Source organism: Streptomyces sp. NPDC020780 (assembly GCF_044334475.1).
Taxonomy (GTDB): domain Bacteria; phylum Actinomycetota; class Actinomycetes; order Streptomycetales; family Streptomycetaceae; genus Streptomyces.
In genome coordinates, this window is sequence record NZ_JBIRTB010000002.1 from 462284 (window position 1) to 478699 (window position 16416).

General features: G+C 73.8%; 15 protein-coding genes. 4 read left to right on the forward strand and 11 right to left on the reverse strand.

The annotated features are described in order from the left end of the window. Positions 1–224: 224 nt before the first annotated feature. The 5 genes from ACH4VO_RS05375 to ACH4VO_RS05395 all read right to left on the reverse strand — a co-directional run bounded on the left by ACH4VO_RS05375 (position 225) and on the right by ACH4VO_RS05395 (position 4935). The gene (locus ACH4VO_RS05375) at positions 225–932 is read right to left on the reverse strand and encodes a class F sortase (protein ID WP_360987603.1); all 708 of its coding nucleotides are present in this window, start codon (positions 930–932) and stop codon (positions 225–227) included. 1 nt (position 933) lies between these two features. Beyond that, positions 934–1500, reverse strand: a complete 567-nt coding sequence (locus tag ACH4VO_RS05380) for a hypothetical protein (RefSeq protein WP_360987601.1) — start codon at positions 1498–1500, stop codon at positions 934–936. A gap of 87 nt (positions 1501–1587) precedes the next feature. Beyond that, complete coding sequence (locus tag ACH4VO_RS05385; RefSeq protein WP_069172928.1) at positions 1588–2382, reverse strand: HAD-IIA family hydrolase; 795 nt, start codon at positions 2380–2382, stop codon at positions 1588–1590. Between the two features lie 298 nt (positions 2383–2680). Then, positions 2681–3565 (reverse strand): LPXTG cell wall anchor domain-containing protein, encoded by an 885-nt coding sequence (locus ACH4VO_RS05390; protein WP_360987598.1) that lies wholly within the window; start codon positions 3563–3565, stop codon positions 2681–2683. Between the two features lie 164 nt (positions 3566–3729). After that, entirely contained in the window at positions 3730–4935 is a 1206-nt protein-coding gene (locus ACH4VO_RS05395) for an ROK family protein (RefSeq protein ID WP_398440868.1), read from the reverse strand. A 53-nt stretch (positions 4936–4988) separates the two neighbouring features. On the opposite strand from ACH4VO_RS05395, the gene ACH4VO_RS05400 reads away from it, so the two are divergent. After that, positions 4989–6095: a Gfo/Idh/MocA family oxidoreductase gene (locus ACH4VO_RS05400; RefSeq protein WP_360987594.1), complete on the forward strand. Its 1107-nt coding sequence runs from the start codon at positions 4989–4991 to the stop codon at positions 6093–6095. Continuing rightward, positions 6092–6571, forward strand: coding sequence for a heme-degrading domain-containing protein (locus ACH4VO_RS05405; RefSeq protein ID WP_360987592.1), 480 nt, complete (start codon positions 6092–6094; stop codon positions 6569–6571). The genes ACH4VO_RS05400 and ACH4VO_RS05405 overlap by 4 nt, the downstream gene beginning before the upstream one ends. Positions 6572–6680: 109 nt before the next feature. On the opposite strand, the gene ACH4VO_RS05410 is transcribed toward ACH4VO_RS05405, so the two are convergent. The 4 genes from ACH4VO_RS05410 to ACH4VO_RS05425 form a co-directional block, all read right to left on the reverse strand. Next, a complete protein-coding gene (locus ACH4VO_RS05410; protein ID WP_360987590.1) occupies positions 6681–7541 on the reverse strand; it encodes a fumarylacetoacetate hydrolase family protein in 861 nt (286 codons plus the stop codon). Positions 7542–7625: 84 nt separating this feature from the next. Further along, on the reverse strand, positions 7626–8438 hold the full coding sequence (locus tag ACH4VO_RS05415) for a YidC/Oxa1 family membrane protein insertase (RefSeq protein ID WP_360987588.1): 813 nt from the start codon (positions 8436–8438) through the stop codon (positions 7626–7628). A gap of 80 nt (positions 8439–8518) precedes the next feature. Continuing rightward, the gene (locus ACH4VO_RS05420; protein WP_360987585.1) at positions 8519–8851 is read right to left on the reverse strand and encodes a DUF6412 domain-containing protein; all 333 of its coding nucleotides are present in this window, start codon (positions 8849–8851) and stop codon (positions 8519–8521) included. 52 nt (positions 8852–8903) lie between these two features. Continuing rightward, complete coding sequence (locus tag ACH4VO_RS05425) at positions 8904–9434, reverse strand: helix-turn-helix domain-containing protein (RefSeq protein ID WP_360987583.1); 531 nt, start codon at positions 9432–9434, stop codon at positions 8904–8906. A gap of 123 nt (positions 9435–9557) precedes the next feature. Between ACH4VO_RS05425 and ACH4VO_RS05430 the strand changes: the two genes are divergently transcribed. Beyond that, a complete protein-coding gene (locus tag ACH4VO_RS05430) occupies positions 9558–10958 on the forward strand; it encodes an MFS transporter (RefSeq protein ID WP_360987581.1) in 1401 nt (466 codons plus the stop codon). 76 nt (positions 10959–11034) lie between these two features. After that, a complete protein-coding gene (locus ACH4VO_RS05435; protein ID WP_360987579.1) occupies positions 11035–12042 on the forward strand; it encodes an SEC-C domain-containing protein in 1008 nt (335 codons plus the stop codon). A 42-nt stretch (positions 12043–12084) separates the two neighbouring features. Here ACH4VO_RS05435 and ACH4VO_RS05440 read toward each other — a convergent pair whose 3' ends face one another. Both ACH4VO_RS05440 and ACH4VO_RS05445 read right to left on the reverse strand, forming a co-directional pair. Then, positions 12085–13557, reverse strand: coding sequence for an extracellular solute-binding protein (locus ACH4VO_RS05440; protein WP_360987576.1), 1473 nt, complete (start codon positions 13555–13557; stop codon positions 12085–12087). Continuing rightward, positions 13554–16415 carry a caspase family protein gene (locus ACH4VO_RS05445; RefSeq protein WP_360987574.1) on the reverse strand — a complete coding sequence of 954 codons (2862 nt, stop codon included), beginning with the start codon at positions 16413–16415 and terminating at the stop codon, positions 13554–13556. Before ACH4VO_RS05445 ends, ACH4VO_RS05440 begins: the two co-directional genes overlap by 4 nt. Between the last annotated feature and the right edge of the window lies 1 nt (position 16416).

A 16416-nucleotide genomic window follows, 5' to 3' on the forward strand; every position in this document is an offset into this window, starting at 1 on the left:
GGCCTTGTTCGTATGGTGGCGCTGTCCCGATCCGGACAAGGCGCGGAGAACCGGCCGGGCGGCGGCGAGGGCCGGCCCTGCAGTGACGGGCCAGGGCGGCCCCGACGTCCCGTGCCGTGCCGGGCTTCTCCCGCAGTCCGGACCCCACGGTCGAGGACCGGCCCGGCAGGCAGCCCGAGGAGAGGATGCCGCCGGCCGGGCCGGGTGGCCGTCCGGACACGGCGCTACCCGCCGCGCTTCTCACCCGTCAGGTACGCCGAGACGACCACGTTGGCCGTGTAGGCGTGGGACGCGCGGTCGTACGTGCCGCCGCAGGTGATGAGGCGGAGTTCCGCCCGCCCGTCCCGACGGGGCCCGTACGCCTTCTCGGCGTCGAAGCGTTTCCGGGTGAAGACCTGGACGTCGTCGATGGTGAACTCGGCGACCGTACCGTCCGACCGGCTCACCCGGACCTTCTGCCCGGGCTGTGCCGTGCTCAGGCCGTAGAAGACGGCCGGCTCCGTCTCGGTGTCGACGTGGCCGACGAAGAGCGCGGTGCCTGCCGTGCCGGGCTCCGTGCCGTCGGCGTACCAGCCGACGGCGTTCGGCGTGCCGAACGGCGGTGGCTCGATGGCGCCCTCGCCGTCCAGGGCGCGCCGCACGACGGGTGCCTCGACACCGATCGACGGGATCTCGACCCGCTGGGGGGCCGCCCCACCGAGGGGCTCGTGCGCGGGGGGCAGCGGTGCGCCCAGGGGGCGGCCGACCGCCGCGACGTCACCGGTCGTCGGGGCGGAGACGCCACCGCCGGCTCCGCGGCCCCACAGCCACAGCCCCAGCAGGAGAACGGCCCAGGCGACCCCGGTCAGCAGCCGCCCGGTTCCGGCGGGGCGCGCCGGTGCGGAAGGGCCGGGTGCGGAACGGTCAGGAGTGGAACGGGCGGGGGCGGGCATGTCAGGCCGAGGCCGAACGGCGGCGGCGCGCACTGCGGTACGCGACGGCGACGGCCGCGACGGCCCCCAGGGCCAGCCCGGTCACCGTGTGCCGGGTGCCGGGACCGCTGCGCTCGGAGTCGGCCTCGCCGGCGAGGGTCGCCGTACCTCCGCCGCCGGCCCTGACCGGGGCGACGGGCGAGGGCCGGTCGCGGTGGACGACGGTGAGGGTGCCGGTGGCCTTGCCGTGGCCGTCCTCGCAGGTCACCCAGACCTCGTAGTCGTCGGGTGCGGCGTCGGAGCGGATCCGGGCATCGGCGACGAGGCCCTTGCCGCCGGCCCGGCGGAAGTGCGCCTCGGCGACGAAGGCCTCGGAGTTACCGCGGGCCGATCTGCCCTTGCCGCAGACGTCGACCCGGAGTTCCACCTCCCCGCCGGGGGAGACGCGGGACGGGGTGATCGTGACCGAACCGGACTTCTTGTGGTCCCCGGGGTCGCGGGTTTCGGAATCGGCGTGCGCGGCGGATACGGGCAGGGCTATGGCCGCGGCTGCCACGGCGGCACAGAAAGTGAGGGGCAGTGAACGCATCGTGAACCTCCTGGGGTCAGGTTCGCGCGCGTCACGGATGTCCGCACCCGGTGCGGGCCGGTCGGGTGACGACCGGCCCGCGACGGTTTACGGGAGGGGCAGGTCGACGAGGTCGACCAGGTCGGCGATCGAGTCGACGACGGTGGACGGCCTGAAGGGGTAGCGGTCCATGTCGGCCGTCGTGGTGAGGCCGGTGAGGACGAGGAAGGTCTGCATACCGGCCTCCAGCCCGGCCAGCACGTCGGTGTCCATCCGGTCGCCGATCATCGCGGAGGTCTCGGAGTGGGCGCCGATGGCGTTGAGCCCGGTCCGCATCATCAGCGGGTTGGGCTTGCCGGCGAAGTACGGGGCCTTGCCGGTGGCCTTGGTGATCAGCGCGGCGACGGACCCGGTCGCGGGCAGCGGTCCGTCGGCGGACGGGCCGGTCTCGTCCGGGTTGGTGCAGATGAACCGCGCTCCCCCGTTGATCAGCCGGATCGCCTTGGTGAGCGCCTCGAAGCTGTAGGTGCGCGTCTCGCCGAGGACGACGTAGTCGGGCTCGTGGTCGGTCAGGACGTAGCCGATGTCGTGCAGGGCCGTGGTGAGGCCCGCCTCCCCGATGACGTACGCCGTGCCGCGCGGGCGCTGGTCGTCCAGGAACTGGGCGGTGGCCAGGGCGGAGGTCCAGATGTTCTCCACGGGCACGTCCAGGCCCATGCGCTTCAGGCGGGCGTGCAGGTCACGGGCGGTGTAGATGGAGTTGTTCGTGAGGACCAGGAAGGGCAGTCCCGACTCCCGCAGCCGCTTGATGAAGGCGTCGGCCCCCGGGATGGGCGTGCCCTCGTGGATGAGGACTCCGTCCATGTCGGTCAGCCAGGATTCGATCGGCTTGCGCTCTGCCATGTGACGGGACTCCTGCCGTACGTACGCTGTGCACGCAATGTGCCGGGACGCCGGCGGCACCGCGTTGTGCAGCGCCGACGTCCTCGATTTTAGGCCGAAGAGGTGGCGTACCGGTCAGGTGGTACCGGTCTTCTCCCGGTCCCGGCCCGGTCTCTGTGGTCCGGGACCGGGAGCGCGCCGGGGCCCGCGGCGGGGCCGCGGCGCCGGGAAGGCTCCCGCCCGGCACGATCCGGCCGGAAAGCCGGGCCGTACGGCGGCGGAGACGGGCCGGCAGCGGTGTGCGGCGGGCCGGCCGGGCTCAGGTACGCCGGCGGAACCGGAGGACGAGGGCCGCTCCGCCGAGGATCAGCGCCCCGGCGGTCACTCCCGCCCACGCGGCACCTGACCGGCCGGTACGGGCGAGCTCCGGCAGGGGGTCGCCCGCCGCGTCGCGCGCCACGCCCTCCTCGTCCGGGTCCGTGCCGACCCCCCCGTCGGCTGTGCCCTCGACGATGGCGAAGTCGTACCCGGCCGACTCGCCCACCCAGTCGCCGTCGCCCTGTCCGCCGTCCTGTTTTCCGGCGTCCTGTTTCCCGGCGTCCTGCGCGGGGCGCCGCTGGACGATGGCCGCGTTCGCCGTGACCCTGCCGGGCCGGGTGTCGGAGGTGAACGCCATCCGGATCTCGACGGTGACGGTCCGCTTCGCGGGGACGGTGAAGCCGGGGAAGTCGTCGCCGTGTTCGCCGCTGCCGAAGACACCGATCTGCTCGTCGCGGTCGGTGGACTCCCAGGTGACCCGGTGTTCCTCGTCGGGGTGCGCCCGCTCGGTGAACTCCAGCTGGATCTGCTCGGGAGTGAGCGTGCGGTCCTCGTCGGTGAGGACCAGGACCGGGTGGATCGAGTGGCAGGGCTTGGAGGTGGTGTTGATCAGGTCGAGGTACCAGGTGCCGTAACCACCGCCGGACGCGTACGTGTCGGGGCCGCCGTGGATCCGGGTGTCGATGGGGAAGTCCGCGCCGTCCGGGTCGCCGCAGACGGGCTCCAGGCCGGCGACGGCCCCGTAGGGGGCGACCGGCGCCGTGACCGGGATGGCGATGGCGTCGGGGCTTCCCAGGAGGCCGGCCGGGACGGCGAGTCCCGCGGCGAGTCCGAGACGGGTGAGGGCACGGCCGTCGCGCAGTCGTGCGGGGGGCTTGGGGGGCATAGGGGACACCCTTCGCTGCTCGCGAACGGTCGGGGCGGAGGGCCACCGGCTGTGGCGGCGACGCTGCCACGGGGCTGCCGGGGCAGCCACCGCCCGGCGGGGAAATCCGCCCGTTCGGGCGCGGGAAACCGCTCGATCGGCCCCGCCCGGAGCCCGGGTCCCACTCAGCCGGCCCCCGCTCCGTCCCGCTCACCCCCCGGGTACTCCTCGCCTCCCCTCCCCCGACCTACCCGTCCCCTCTCCTCCTGGCCGCCGCCTTCACCGGCGCGGCCGAAGAGCGGGGCCAGGACCAGCTGGGCGGCGCCCTCGGCGACCGGGCGGTCGCCGCCGCCCGCGACGGTGACCGGTACGGGCACGGCGGCGCCCTCCCGCCGGGCGCGCTCCTCGATCACCGCGCGCACCCCGCTCACGTACGCGTCCTCGTCGGCGGCGAAGGTACGGCCGCCGAGGACCACCCGGTCGATGTCGAGCAGCCCGACGAGGTTGGCGACGCCCGCCCCCAGCACCCTGGCGGCCTCCGCGATGTCGCCTCGGGCGGCGGCGGCCAGGCAGAGGGCCTCGACGCAGCCGCGTCCGCCGCAGCCGCACGGGGGGCCGTCCAGCTGAAGGGTCTGGTGGCCGAACTCCCCGGCGCCGGTACGGGCTCCGCGGTGCAGGGACCCCCCGAGGACGAGTCCGGCGCCGAGCCCGGTGCCCAGGTGGAGGTAGGCGAAGTCGGCGCCGGTCCGTTCCCGCAGGGCGATACCGAGGGCGGCGGCGTTGGTGTCCTTGTCGACGACGACGGGCATCCCGGTCCGCTCGGCGAGGGCGTCCCGCAGCGGGTAGCCGTTCCATCCGGGGAAGCCCGTGACCCGGTGGAGGACGCCGCTGCGGTGGTCCAGGGGCCCGGGGAGGGCGGCTCCCACGCCGAGGACCGGGCGGTCCGCGGTCCTGGGGACGTCTGCCCGTACCGTCTGCACCGCGCGGGCCGCCGTCGTGAGGACTTCGGGGGCCGGGGCGCCGAGGTCCAGCGGGGCGGTGCGGGTCGCGACCGGGGTTCCGGCGAGGTCCACCAGGACGGCGGTCAGCTCGTCGCGGTCCAGGTGGAGCCCGACCGCGTACCCGGCGTCCGGGACCAGCCGCAGCACCGTGCGGGGCTTGCCGCCCGTGGAGACGCGGCGGCCGGCCTCGGCGGCGAGGCCCTCGGCGCGCAGCCTGGCGGTGATCTTACTGACGGCCTGTGGGGTGAGGCCGGTACGCTCCGCGAGCTCCAGCCGGCTGATCCCCTGCTCACCGGCCACGCGCAGCAGGTCGAGCACGAGCGAGGCGTTGTGGTGGCGCAGAGCCGGGAGGTTCGCTCCGCCGCTCCTGCTGCTGCTGCTGTTCACCACCCCATTGTCCCCTTCGCTTGCACTTTGGCAACAGCGTTGCTTAAGTGGTCGGCATGACTGCCAACGCTCCTCTCCGCGTCGGACTCGTGGGCTACGGCCTGGCGGGGTCCGTCTTCCACGCCCCGCTGGTCTCGGCCACCGAGGGTCTCGTCCTGGACACGGTCGTCACGTCGGACGAGGAGCGGCAGGCGCAGGCCCGCGCCGAGTTCCCCGGCGTCCGGCTCGCGGGCTCGTCCGAGGAACTCCTCGCGCGGGCGGGCGAGCTGGATCTGGTCGTGGTGGCCTCCCCGAACAGGACGCACGTCCCGATCGCGCGGGCCGTCCTGGAGGCGGGGCTGCCGGTGGTCGTGGACAAGCCGCTCGCGGGGACGGCCGCCGAGGCCAGGGAGCTGGCCGCGCTGGCCGATGAGCGGGGGCTCCTGCTGTCGGTCTTCCAGAACCGCCGCTGGGACAACGACTTCCTGACCCTGGCCGGCCTGATCGGGGACGGTGAGCTCGGTGACGTACAGCGTTTCGAGTCCCGGTTCGAACGGTGGCGCCCGCAGCTGAAGGGCGGCTGGCGCGAGTCGGGCGACCCGCTGGAGATCGGCGGCCTGCTGTACGACCTGGGCAGCCACATCGTGGACCAGGCGCTGACGCTGTTCGGTCCCGCGGTGCAGGTGTACGCGGAGTGCGACGTACGCCGTCCGGGTGCGGCGGCCGACGACGACACGTTCCTCGCGATCACGCACGCCAACGGTGTCCGCTCCCACTTGTACGCCGCCGCCACCACGGCCCAGCTCGGCCCGCGCTTCCGGGTGCTCGGCTCCAAGGCGGGCTATGTGAAGTACGGCCTGGACCCGCAGGAGGCCGCGCTGCGCGAGGGTGCCCGGCCGGTGGCCGGCCGGCCGTGGGGCGAGGAGCCGGAGGAGCTGTGGGGACGCCTGGGTGCCGGCGAGTCCCCGCTGACGGGCGGCGGTGAACCGGTCCGTACGGTGCCGGGCGACTATCCCGCGTACTACGCCGCCGTCGCCGCCGCCCTGCGCGGTACCGGCGCGAATCCCGTGACGGCGCTGCAGGCCGCTGCCACGCTGGACGTCCTGGAGGCCGCGCGCCGCTCGGCCCGCGAGGGCGTGTCCGTGACCCTTCTTCCGCACCACGACGAGGAGCAGCACCCATGAATCCCGGCGCTCCGACCATCTCCGAGCTGATCGCCCAGGAGCGGCGCCTGACGCTGCCGCACTTCGGATACGACGACGCGTACGCGCTGGGCGGCCTGCTGGTCGCGCTGGCCCGCGACCGGCACGCCCCGGTCGCGATCGACATCCGGCGGGGCGCGCAGCAGCTCTTCCATGCCGCGCTGCCGGGTTCCAGCGCGGACAACGACGCCTGGATCGACCGCAAGCGCCGGGTGGTGGAGCGGTACGGGGAGAGCTCCTACCTGGTGGGCACGCGGTTCCGGGCGAAGGGCACGACGTTCGAGGAGTCCTCCCGGCTGGACCCGAACGCGTACGCCGCGCACGGCGGCTCGTTCCCGATCGCGGTGGAGGGTGCCGGAGTGATCGGCTCGGTCACGGTCTCCGGCCTCCCGCAGGCCGAGGACCACGCCCTGGTCGTCGAGGCGCTGGAGCAGTTCGCCACCCGCCGCACCGGCTGACGCCGGCCGGTGGCCGGTACCGACGGTCGACGGGAGGCGGAGGACACGGAAGTCGGGCATACCGCCCGGATGTCCGTCCTCCGCCTCCCTCCGACGGAAGCGGGGTGTGCTACGCGTCCTTGAGGTGCTGGCGTTGGCGGCCGAGGCCTTCGACCTCCAGTTCCACCACGTCCCCGGCGCGCAGGTACGGCTTGGGGTCGGGGCGGCCCATGGCCACACCCGCGGGCGTGCCGGTGTTGATCACGTCGCCCGGGTAGAGCGTCATGAAGTGGCTGAGGTAGCGCACGACCTCGCCGACCGGGAAGATCTGGTCGGCCGTGGTGCCGTCCTGCTCGAGTTCCCCGTTGACCCACAGCCTGAGCGGCAGCGCCTGCGGGTCGGGTACCTCGTCCGCGGTGACCAGCCAGGGCCCGAGGGGGTTGAACGTCTCGCAGTTCTTGCCCTTGTCCCAGGTGCCGCCGCGCTCGAGCTGGAACTCCCGCTCCGAGACGTCGTGCGCCGTCGCGTATCCGGCGACGTGCCCGAGCGCCTCCTCGGCGGAGTCCAGATAGCGGGCGGTGCGGCCGATGACGACGGCGAGCTCGACCTCCCAGTCGGTCTTGCGGCTGCCGCGCGGCACGAGCACGGTGTCCTCGGGGCCGACGACGGTGTCCGGCGCCTTGAAGAACAGGATCGGCTCGTCCGGGATCGCCGCGCCGGTCTCCGTCGCGTGGTCGTGGTAGTTCAGCCCGATGCACACGATCTTGCCGATCCGGCCGACCGGCGGGCCGATGCGCAGCCCGGCCGGGTCGAGCGGCGGCAGTACGTCGGGTGTCTGCGCCGCCTCCCGTACGCGGGCCAGTGCCGAGGCGTCGGCGAGCAGTTCACCGTCGATGTCGGCGACAAGGCCCGAAAGGTCACGCAGGATCCCGTTCCGGTCCAGCAGTGCTGGGCGCTCGGCGCCCGCCGTACCGACTCGAAGCAGCTTCAACGGTCCATCTCCCCTTGGTCGAGGTCCAGCCCGTCGGTGGGTTGCGGCCAGCGAAAGGCTTGGCCGATCCTCCAAGACGTCGGATCACTCCGCAAGACCCTGTTCACGCACTGGACCCCGCGCCCCTCGCACGGCCGGGGCGGGAGCGGTGTCCGCGGCCGGGGTGGTCCGGTAGAGGCAGGCACGCTCGATCGCCGTCCAGGTGGTGCTGGTGACGATGTAGAGCGCGGCGGCGAGCGGCACGAAGGCCACCGAGAAGAGGGTCAGGAAGGACATCAGGGGCATCACCTTCGTCATGGCCCCCATGCCGGGTACCGGCTGTCCGTCGGGTCCGGTGGCCGGGATGACGGGGTTCGCCGCCATCTGGCGCTTGGTGCGGCCGTAGGTGAAGGTGGCGACGGCGGCGACGATCGCGAAGAGCGCGAGGTAGACCAGCCCCTGCCCGCCGAACGGCCCTCCGTCGGCGAGGGCCTGGTGCCAGCGTTCGCCGAGCGGGGCGCCGAAGAGCACGTGGTCGAGCAGCGAGTTGGGCTCCCCGCCGATCCGGCGGCTGGAGAACAGGTGGTAGAGCAGGAAGAACGCAGGCATCTGGAGGAGGCTCGGCAGGCAGCCGGAGAGGGGCGAGACCTTCTCCTCGGCGTGCAGTTCCATGAGCGCCTTCTGCATCCGCTCGGGGTTCTTGGCGTGCTTCTTGCGCAGTGCGGCGATCTGCGGCTGGAGCCGGGTGCGGGCCTTCTGGCCGCGCGCCGCCGCCCGGGACAGGGGGTGGACGGCGAGCCGTACGAGGGCGGTGAACAGGACGATCGCCGCAGCGGTGGACGCGCCCTGGAAGAGCGGCTGGAGCAGATCGGCCAGCGAGCCGACCAGGCTCGCGAAGGCGGACATGAACGCGGACATGGGTGAGCCCTCCGGGGGTCTCGTCGTGCCGGTGGAGTGGGTGAACTCGGCAGGACGGACCGCGCGGGGGAGCGATGCCCCTACGCGGCCGCCGGGAGGGCGGCCCCGGGGGCTCGGGGCCTGGTGCGGCCCCTGGCGTCGGGATCCCGTTGCGGGAGGAAGGCGGTGCGTTTCTCCCGGTCGCGCATGGCGGTGCGGACCCGCGTGCGGGGCACGGGGGCGGCGCAGCGGGCGCTGATGACGGAGCAGACGAGGAGCGCGGAGCCGGCGGCCGCGGTGGCGGCGAGCGCCACGGCGGCGGAGAGGCTGCCGCCCTCGGCGAGCAGCACCTCGGTGAGGAAGAGGACGAGGAAGGCGGCGGGCCGCACGAGGCGGGCGCAGGCGCGGCGCACACGGTTCGTGTCGTCGTTCACCGGCCCCTCCCCCCTGTACGTCCTGTGTCCTGTGTCCTGTGTCCTTCAGCCGTTATACACGATCGGGATCCAGCGGTTCGAGGAGCCGGCGGGGTGCGAGCAGCTTTCGGCTGACCGGGTCCGCGGGATCCGGGTCGAGTCCGGGGCCGGGCCGCATCTCCACGTCCTCGAGCGGTACGCCGGTGCCGCAGGCCGGGCACTCGCCGTACACGCCGAGCTCCGTGCCGCACGCCGCGTGGACGAAGATCCGCATGGGGACGGTGCCCTCGACGTGCTCGCGGCCCCAGAGGCCGAGCGAGCGCAGGGTGGGCCAGAGGGCTCTGCCGCTGTCGGTGAGGACGTACTCGTCGCGCGGAGGCGATTCCTGGTAGCGGCGGCGGGCGAGGACCCCGGCGTCGGTGAGGGACTGGAGCCGGGCGGCCAGGACGGCGCGCGGGATGCCGAGGTGGCCGAGGAAGTCGTTGTAGCGGCGCACCCCGTAGAAGGCGTCGCGCACGACCAGGAGGGTCCAGCGTTCGCCGATCACCTCCAGTGCGCGGGCGATCGAGCACTGCTGTGTCGCGTAGTCCTTGCCCAGAGCCATGGCACCAGTTTACCCCAGTGGGTTCGTTGACCGAACCCACTCGTGCTAACGTGACCGCCCTCGCCAGGTTCATTCACCGAACCGAGCCCGGGTCCGCCGGGCCGAGCGCCCCGGAGGGACGTCATGACCCAGCAGCCCGTACGGACCCGGCCCGCGCCGGAAGGAGGGGCCGGCCCCGCCGTCCGCCGCCCGCACCGCCCCGGCGCGACCCTCGCCGTCACCAGCGCCGCCACCGCCGTCGCGCTGATGAACTACACCGCCCCCATGTCGACGCTGTCCGGCATCGCCGCCTCCCTCGGCACCCCGCCCGCCGCGCAGGCGTGGCTGCTCAACGGCGCCCCGCTCGGCCTCGCCGTCCTGCTGCTCGTCGCGGGCAGCCTCGCCGACGACTTCGGCCGGCGCAGGCTCTTCCTCATCGGCACCTTCGGCCTCGCGGCCACCACCGCCCTCGGCACCCTCGCGACCTCCACCTTCGCCTTCACCCTCGCCCGGGCCGGGCAGGGCGCGGCGAGCGCCGCGGTCCTGGCGACCAGCCTCGGCCTGCTCGTGGGCGCCTATCCGGTCGGCCACACCCGGATCAGGGCGATGGGCGTGTGGGGCGCGTCCGTGAGCGCCGGCATCGCGCTCGGCCCGCTGCTCGCCGGTTCCCTCGGCTCCCTGGACTGGCGTCTGACGTACCTCGCCCTGGGGGCCGGCGCCCTCGTGACGGCCGGATTCGCCCTGCGTACGCTCACGGAGTCCCGTGCGCCCCGGGCCGGGCGCCCCGATCTGGCGGGGGCCGCCGCACTGGGCCTGGCGATGACCGCCCTGCTGACCGCGCTGACCCTGGGCCGGGACGGCTGGCTGCGGGCGCCCGTCGGCCTCCTGCTGCTGGCGGCCCTCGCGCTGACCGCCGTGTTCGCCGCCGTGGAGCGCCGGGCTGCGGCGCCCCTGATCGACCTGGCCCTGTTCCGCAGCCGTCCCTTCCTCGCCTCCCTGACCGGCGGGCTGTTCACGGGGCTCGCGGTGATCGGCTTGTTCAGCTACCTGCCGACCCTGCTCCAGCACACGCTGTCCCTCTCGGCGCTCGATTCGGCGTGGCTGTTCCTGCTGTGGTCCGGGACCTCGTTCACCGTGGCCCTGCAGGCCCGTCGGCTGACGGGCCGGGTGGCGGCCCGCCACCAGCTGGCGGCCGGCTTCCTGCTGCACGCGGTGGCGGTCCTGCCGATGCTCGGAATCCTGACCGGCGGCGGCACGGGCACCGCGGTGTGGGCGCGCCTGATCCCGGCGCTGGTCGTGGCGGGCGCCGGGAGCGGCCTCCTCAACGCGGCGCTGCCCCGCCTCGCCGTCGAGTCCGTACCCCCGGAGCGGGCGGCGATGGGGTCCGGTGCCAACAACACGGCCCGCTACCTGGGTTCCTCGGCCGGGGTCGCCGTGACGATCGCGGTGGCGGCCACCCCGTCGGGCGCGGACGCGGCGGTGCTCGTCTCGGCCGGCGCGGCCCTCGCGGCGGCGGTGGGCGTCCTCCTGCTGCGCGAGCGCTGACCGTCGCCCTCGGCTCCTCCGGCACTGCGGCCCGCACCCTCTCACCTCTCCCCCGGGTCGCAGTACCGTGTGGTCCATGCGCCCCGACACGCCTGCCGACCACATCACCGAAGCCGAGCGCCTGCTGCGCACCGCGGCGCAGTACCCCGAGGACCACGAACCGCTGTTCCTCCAGGCCGCGGCCCATCTGGAGCTCGCGGGCGACCGCGCCCGCGCCGCCACCCTCTACGACGAACTGCTCGGATCATCCGGGACAGGGGTCGAGAACCCGCATCTGGTCAAAGCGCTCAAAGCCGCCAACCTCTGGGAGTACGGCCATGAGGCGGAGGCCCGCGCGATCATCGACGGCATCCGCACCGCGCGCCCGGCCGAGGCCACCCCGTGGGAGATCGCCGCGGAGACCCTCGAGGCCCATGACGAGCTGGAGCCGGCCCACGAACTCTTCTCGACCGCGCTGGCGCTCCTGATCACACCCAGCGAGGAAGTCCCCTTCGCCACCCAGTCGTTGCTGACCGGCCGGCACCGGGTGCGCAGGCTGATGGGCGTCCCCCACGACGCGTGGGACGAGCTCGCCGACACCCTGCACACGGCCGCCGTCCCCCTGGACGAGCTGCACGACCCGAAGCGGCTGTGGTCCCTGGGCTCCTCCGACCCGGGCGAGCTGCGGGCCGAGATCACCCGTCTGCGCGCCGAACTGGGCACCTACCGAACGGCGTTGTCCCGCCCCTTCCCCGTGGCGGTGCTGCACTGGCCCGAGGACGAGCTACGCGAACTCCTCGCCGGCTACCCGGAACTGGCCCAGGAGTACCACTCCCACGCGGACCATCTCGCGCGGCTGGAGGCGGCGCTGCGGGACCTGCATGCCGCGGGCACCCCGAATCTCGGCATCGTCACGGGCACGGTCCCCTCGTACGAGGCGTTCGCCGCGTCGGAGGCCGCCTCGCCGTCCGACCCGGACCTGCTCCCCCAGTACGCCACCGTGCTCGCGGCCCGCGGCCGTGCCGTCCCGTGGCCTCCGGCGCGCAGCGCGGAGTGCTGGTGCGGCTCGGGCCGCACCTACCGGGAGTGCCACGGGGCGGCCTGACGACCGGCGGGCGCCACGGCCGCCGGCCGTGGCGCGGCCGGTTCACCTGCCCGCGAACACGTCCCGCAGGTCCCGGTCCAGAGCGGCGGCGGTGGCCTTGGCGCCGTCCGGCGGGTCGGTGACGAGCAGGGCGTGCACACGGGACTGCAGTACGTGGGTGAAGGCACCGTAGTAGGGGGTGCGCGGGCGCTGGACCGCCTCGTCCAGAGCCCTCTTCAAGGTCTGCGCGTACTCCTCGCGCTTCGACGCGTCCTGTTCCTCCGGGACGTCCTCGCCCGCGGTCGGCGCCGCCTTCGGGGCGCCGCCGGCCGGCCGGAGCGCGGCGGCGACCCGGGGCCAGCAGGGCTTCGCCGTGTGGTCGTACACGGAGGCCCGGGTGGCGGCGAAGCCCGCGTCGAAGAGGCAGCTCTCGCTCTCCTGCGAGGTCAGGAACGTGATGAGCGCGCGGGCGTCGTCGGCGCGTGGGGAGTCCGCGGTGACGGCGAGGTTCTGCCCGCCGAGCACGGCCTTGCCCGGCAGCCGGCTCACCGCGTACTGCTCCGGTTCCAGCAGGTTCCGCAGCGCCCCGTACACGTAGGGCCAGTGCCGCAGGAACACGGCGCGCCCCTCGGCGAAGTCGGTGAGCGACGCCGTCTCGTCCGAGGTGAGCGCGGCGGGGCGGAGGTGGCCGCGGTCGATGCGGTCGAGGAGTTCACCGAGCCCTTTCTCGATCTGCGCCGCACTGCCCTTGTAGCGCCCTTGGCCGTCGGTGAGCTGGACGCCCACGGTCTCGAACGCCTCGATGGTGTTGGCCGTCAGCCCTTCGTACCGCTGCAGCTGGGTGGACCAGCCCGACTGATCGGCCGGGCGGCCGGGGATCTGTTCGAGGGTCTTGGCGGAGGCGTAGAGGTCGCTCCACGTCCAGAGCGGGGTGGGCCGGCGGTTCGACGGGATTCCGGCGTTCGCCAGGAGGTCGGGGCGGTGGTAGAGGAGGCCGACGTCGGTGTTGAAGGGCCGCGCGTAGGAGTGGCCTTTCCACAACGTGGTCGCGTGGACGCGCTTCAGGAAGTCGAGGTCGTCGTCGGCCTCGCTCCCGGTCTCCGGCTCGGGCACGGGGCTGACGAGCCCGGCCTCGGCGAACTCGGGGATCCAGGTGATGTCGAGGTTCACCACGTCGTAGCGTGCGCTGCCTGACTGGAGGGCGCCGAGGAGCTGGCTGCGCTGCTGGTCCGCGCCGCCGGGCAGTTCGACGAGGGTGGCCTGCTGGGCCGGTTTCCCGGCGTGCTGCCGGTTCCACTCCTCTATGAGCTGCTGGCGGACACCGCCGGAGCCGGTGACGTCCAGTCCACTGGCGACGACGATGGGCCCTTCGGGGGCCCTTCCCTCCGGGCCGGCTCCCGGGGGCGCGTCGGGCCCGTCCGTACAGCCGGCCGAGACGAGCGCCAGCAGGCAGCCGAGGGCCACGGCGGCCCTGCCCCCGCGGCGGGCGCCGGTGTGCCTCGTTCCGCGTCTTGCAGGGCGGTCGGTGTTCCTCATTCCGCGTCCCCCGTACCGGCCTTGGCGACTTCGGCGGTCAGTGCTCCGGCGATGTCGTCGGCCGGGTCCAGGCACCGGCCCCCGCCCGCCGCGGCCAGTTGTTCGTCGAACCGGCCCGGTGCACAGCCGCCGTTGCGCAGGGAGACCGCCACGACCCGGACCAGGGGTGTGTCCCGGGCCTCGGCCAGCAGCGCGTCCCGCTCCTTCTTCCCGATCTCCCCGGAGTCCTCCCCGTCGGAGACCAGGACCAGGAGCCGCGGCTGATCGGCGTCGGTGGCACCGCCCCGGAGCGCGGCGAACGCGTCGTGCAGACTCTCCGCGACACGGGCGTGGTGGTCGGCGATGGTCACGGCGGCGGTGGCCTTGGACGCGTCGGCTCGGCCGTGGGAGTGCAACGGCACGGTGTCCGTCGCCTTCTTCCCCTCCGCGACGGCCATCGACCACACGCCGTACTCGTCCAGGATGCTGAGCGAGTTCATCGAACGGGTCACCAGTTCCTTGGCGCGCCCGGGACCGTCCCAGACCCGTTTGTCGGCCATCGAGGGCGAGTTGTCCAACAGGTACAGCACCTTCCCGGGCCCGAGCGCGGAGCGGTAGCGGTGCAGGGTGGTGTTCAGCGACGCGGAGGTGACCGTGCCGGTGCCGCCGCCCTCGGTCGCGGGGATCTCCGCCTGTACCGCCGACTCGTTGACGCCGGTCCGCAGCAGGGAGTCGTCGGCCGGCGGGGCGGGGCGGCCGTGCGCGTCGACCCCGCGGAAGCCGTCCTCGGTGAAGTACGCCTGCGCGCCCCGGTCTTTGACCAGCCAGTCGTGGAAGTCGGTCACGGCGGCCTCGCGCGCCTCCGCGTCCCGGTCGGCGCCGAGCCAGGTGACGCGGAGGAACGGCAGGTCGAGCATGGGTATGTCGGAGGGGTACTGCGCGGTGCGCAGGTGCAGGACGTCCGTCGCGCAGTCGGGGCGGGCGGGGTGGGCCGGGGGCAGGTTGAACAGTGCCAGCGTCTGCTCCGGGACCAGCACTGCGGACCTGCTCTCCAGGCGGTTGCGCGAGCCGTCGGCCAGTGCGCACATCAGGTCCCGCGCGGTGGGGGGCATGGGCCGTAGTTCCTGGGCCATGGTCTGTTCGAGGGAGGAGGGGCCTCCGGTCTCCGGGGCCGCGTAGAGCGCCGTCGTGGAGAGGAGGGCGCCGTCCGTGCCCTCCGGGTCGGGCCGCAGGATCCCGACCGGGTCCTTCTGCGCGGCCCTCAGCGCGCCGATGATCGTGCCGAGGGGAGCGCCCGTCTGCAGGGACGCCGTGAGGGGCATGGTGTACGGCACGGCGAGGACCATGGGGGTGAAGGCGACGGAGCCCAGCGGCTCGAGCGTCACGGCGCTTCTCCCCGCGTCCGCCGTGCCCGGCCCGCCGGTGCCGTCGGCCGCGGCCGACGGCGGGACACCACCGTCCTGCGTCGTGTCCGTCGCCCGCCGCCACGTGCTTTTGGCTGCGGGGATCCAGATGTCCGGTTGGGCGCCGACGTCGCGCTGCGGCTGCGGGCAGTCACCCGAGGCGGGGCAGGCGGCAGGCGGTTCCTGCCAGAGCGAGGAGGAGCGGAAGGCCGCGACGGCGTCGGTGGCTTTGGCGTCGTACACGGTGAGGTTGACCGCCCGGCAGTCGCTCCGGCCCTTCAGGCCCTGTTTCGGGTAGGCGTCGGCGGCCTTCTGCACGGTGGCCCGGATGTCGGGGTCGGTCAGCACGCGCAGTTCCAGGGGCGGCGCGCACGTGCTGCCGGGCTCGGGCGCCAGCAGGAACCAGGCACCGGCCCCGGCGAGGGCGACGGAACCCACGAGAGCGAGGGCGGTCGTACGGGTGAGACGGCGGCGCGCTGGGGAGAGTAGACGGCGTAAGGCCTCAGGGACGGCAGGCCACCGCCTGCGCGGCGGGGGCGACCCCGTGCCCGTGCCGGACCCTGTGCCCGTGCCCGTACCTGTGCCCGTGCCCGTGCCCGTACCTGATCCCGACCCCGTGCCCGTACCTGATCCCGACCCCGTGACGGACCCTGTGCCCGTGCCGGATTCTGTGCCCGTGACCTTGGTCCGCGCGAGGGCGAGCACCACGTCGTCGCCGTGCCGGCGTTCGTCGGGTATCCATGGATGTCCGTCGACCGCCTTGAGGAGCACCATCTCCTCCCGTACCCCGGTGACGAGACCGGTGAAGGTGGTCGGCCCGTCCGTGTCGCCGGTCAGTATCCGGTGCAGGGCCGTCGTGAACTCCGTACCGGTCTTCGGATGGCCGGGCGGGATCTCCACACCCGGCTCCGCGGCCGTCAGCAGCGCGAAGTTCTGCCCGGCCGCGGGGGCGAAGGCCTGGAGCGCGTTGCCCGCGAAGCAGCAGTCGAGGATGACGACCACCCAGTCCGCGCGGGCGTTGCGCAGTCCGGGCATGATGTCGTCGCGCCAGGACAGCATGTCCACGAAGGGGTGGTGCCGATCCCCGGAGATACGGGAGCCGGTGAACATGAGGTGGAGGTCGCTGCCGTCCGGGCGCACGATGCCGTGCCCGGCGAAGTAGACGATCAGAAGCCCGTTCACCTCGTCCCGGGCAGCGCTCAACGCCGCCCGGACCTGGAGCGGGTCCACTCCGGCCGGGGCGCTCCCCGTCCCTGTGCCGTCCCCCGCCGGGCTCCTGTCCCCCGCGACGACCACGAGATCATCGGGGGCGAGCACCCCCGTGCCTTCGGCGGTGAGGGCGTCCCGCATGAGGCGCAGGTTCGCGGCAACGGCCGGGAGGTCGTTCCGGCTGCCCGTGTAATGCTCGACGCCGATGAGCACGGCGCGGTGCCGCTTCGCCCTGTTCTCCTCGCCGCGCGCGTTGTACGGCGGCACG

Bases quoted from the DNA above. Each gene is read 5' to 3' on its own strand.
- ACH4VO_RS05375 (WP_360987603.1), bottom strand. From the start codon at position 932: ATGCCCGCCCCCGCCCGTTCCACTCCTGACCGTTCCGCACCCGGCCCT.
- ACH4VO_RS05380 (WP_360987601.1), bottom strand. From the start codon at position 1,500: ATGCGTTCACTGCCCCTCACTTTCTGTGCCGCCGTGGCAGCCGCGGCC.
- ACH4VO_RS05385 (WP_069172928.1), bottom strand. From the start codon at position 2,382: ATGGCAGAGCGCAAGCCGATCGAATCCTGGCTGACCGACATGGACGGA.
- ACH4VO_RS05390 (WP_360987598.1), bottom strand. From the start codon at position 3,565: ATGCCCCCCAAGCCCCCCGCACGACTGCGCGACGGCCGTGCCCTCACC.
- ACH4VO_RS05400 (WP_360987594.1), top strand. From the start codon at position 4,989: ATGACTGCCAACGCTCCTCTCCGCGTCGGACTCGTGGGCTACGGCCTG.
- ACH4VO_RS05405 (WP_360987592.1), top strand. From the start codon at position 6,092: ATGAATCCCGGCGCTCCGACCATCTCCGAGCTGATCGCCCAGGAGCGG.
- ACH4VO_RS05415 (WP_360987588.1), bottom strand. From the start codon at position 8,438: ATGTCCGCGTTCATGTCCGCCTTCGCGAGCCTGGTCGGCTCGCTGGCC.
- ACH4VO_RS05425 (WP_360987583.1), bottom strand. From the start codon at position 9,434: ATGGCTCTGGGCAAGGACTACGCGACACAGCAGTGCTCGATCGCCCGC.
- ACH4VO_RS05430 (WP_360987581.1), top strand. From the start codon at position 9,558: ATGACCCAGCAGCCCGTACGGACCCGGCCCGCGCCGGAAGGAGGGGCC.
- ACH4VO_RS05435 (WP_360987579.1), top strand. From the start codon at position 11,035: ATGCGCCCCGACACGCCTGCCGACCACATCACCGAAGCCGAGCGCCTG.
- ACH4VO_RS05440 (WP_360987576.1), bottom strand. From the start codon at position 13,557: ATGAGGAACACCGACCGCCCTGCAAGACGCGGAACGAGGCACACCGGC.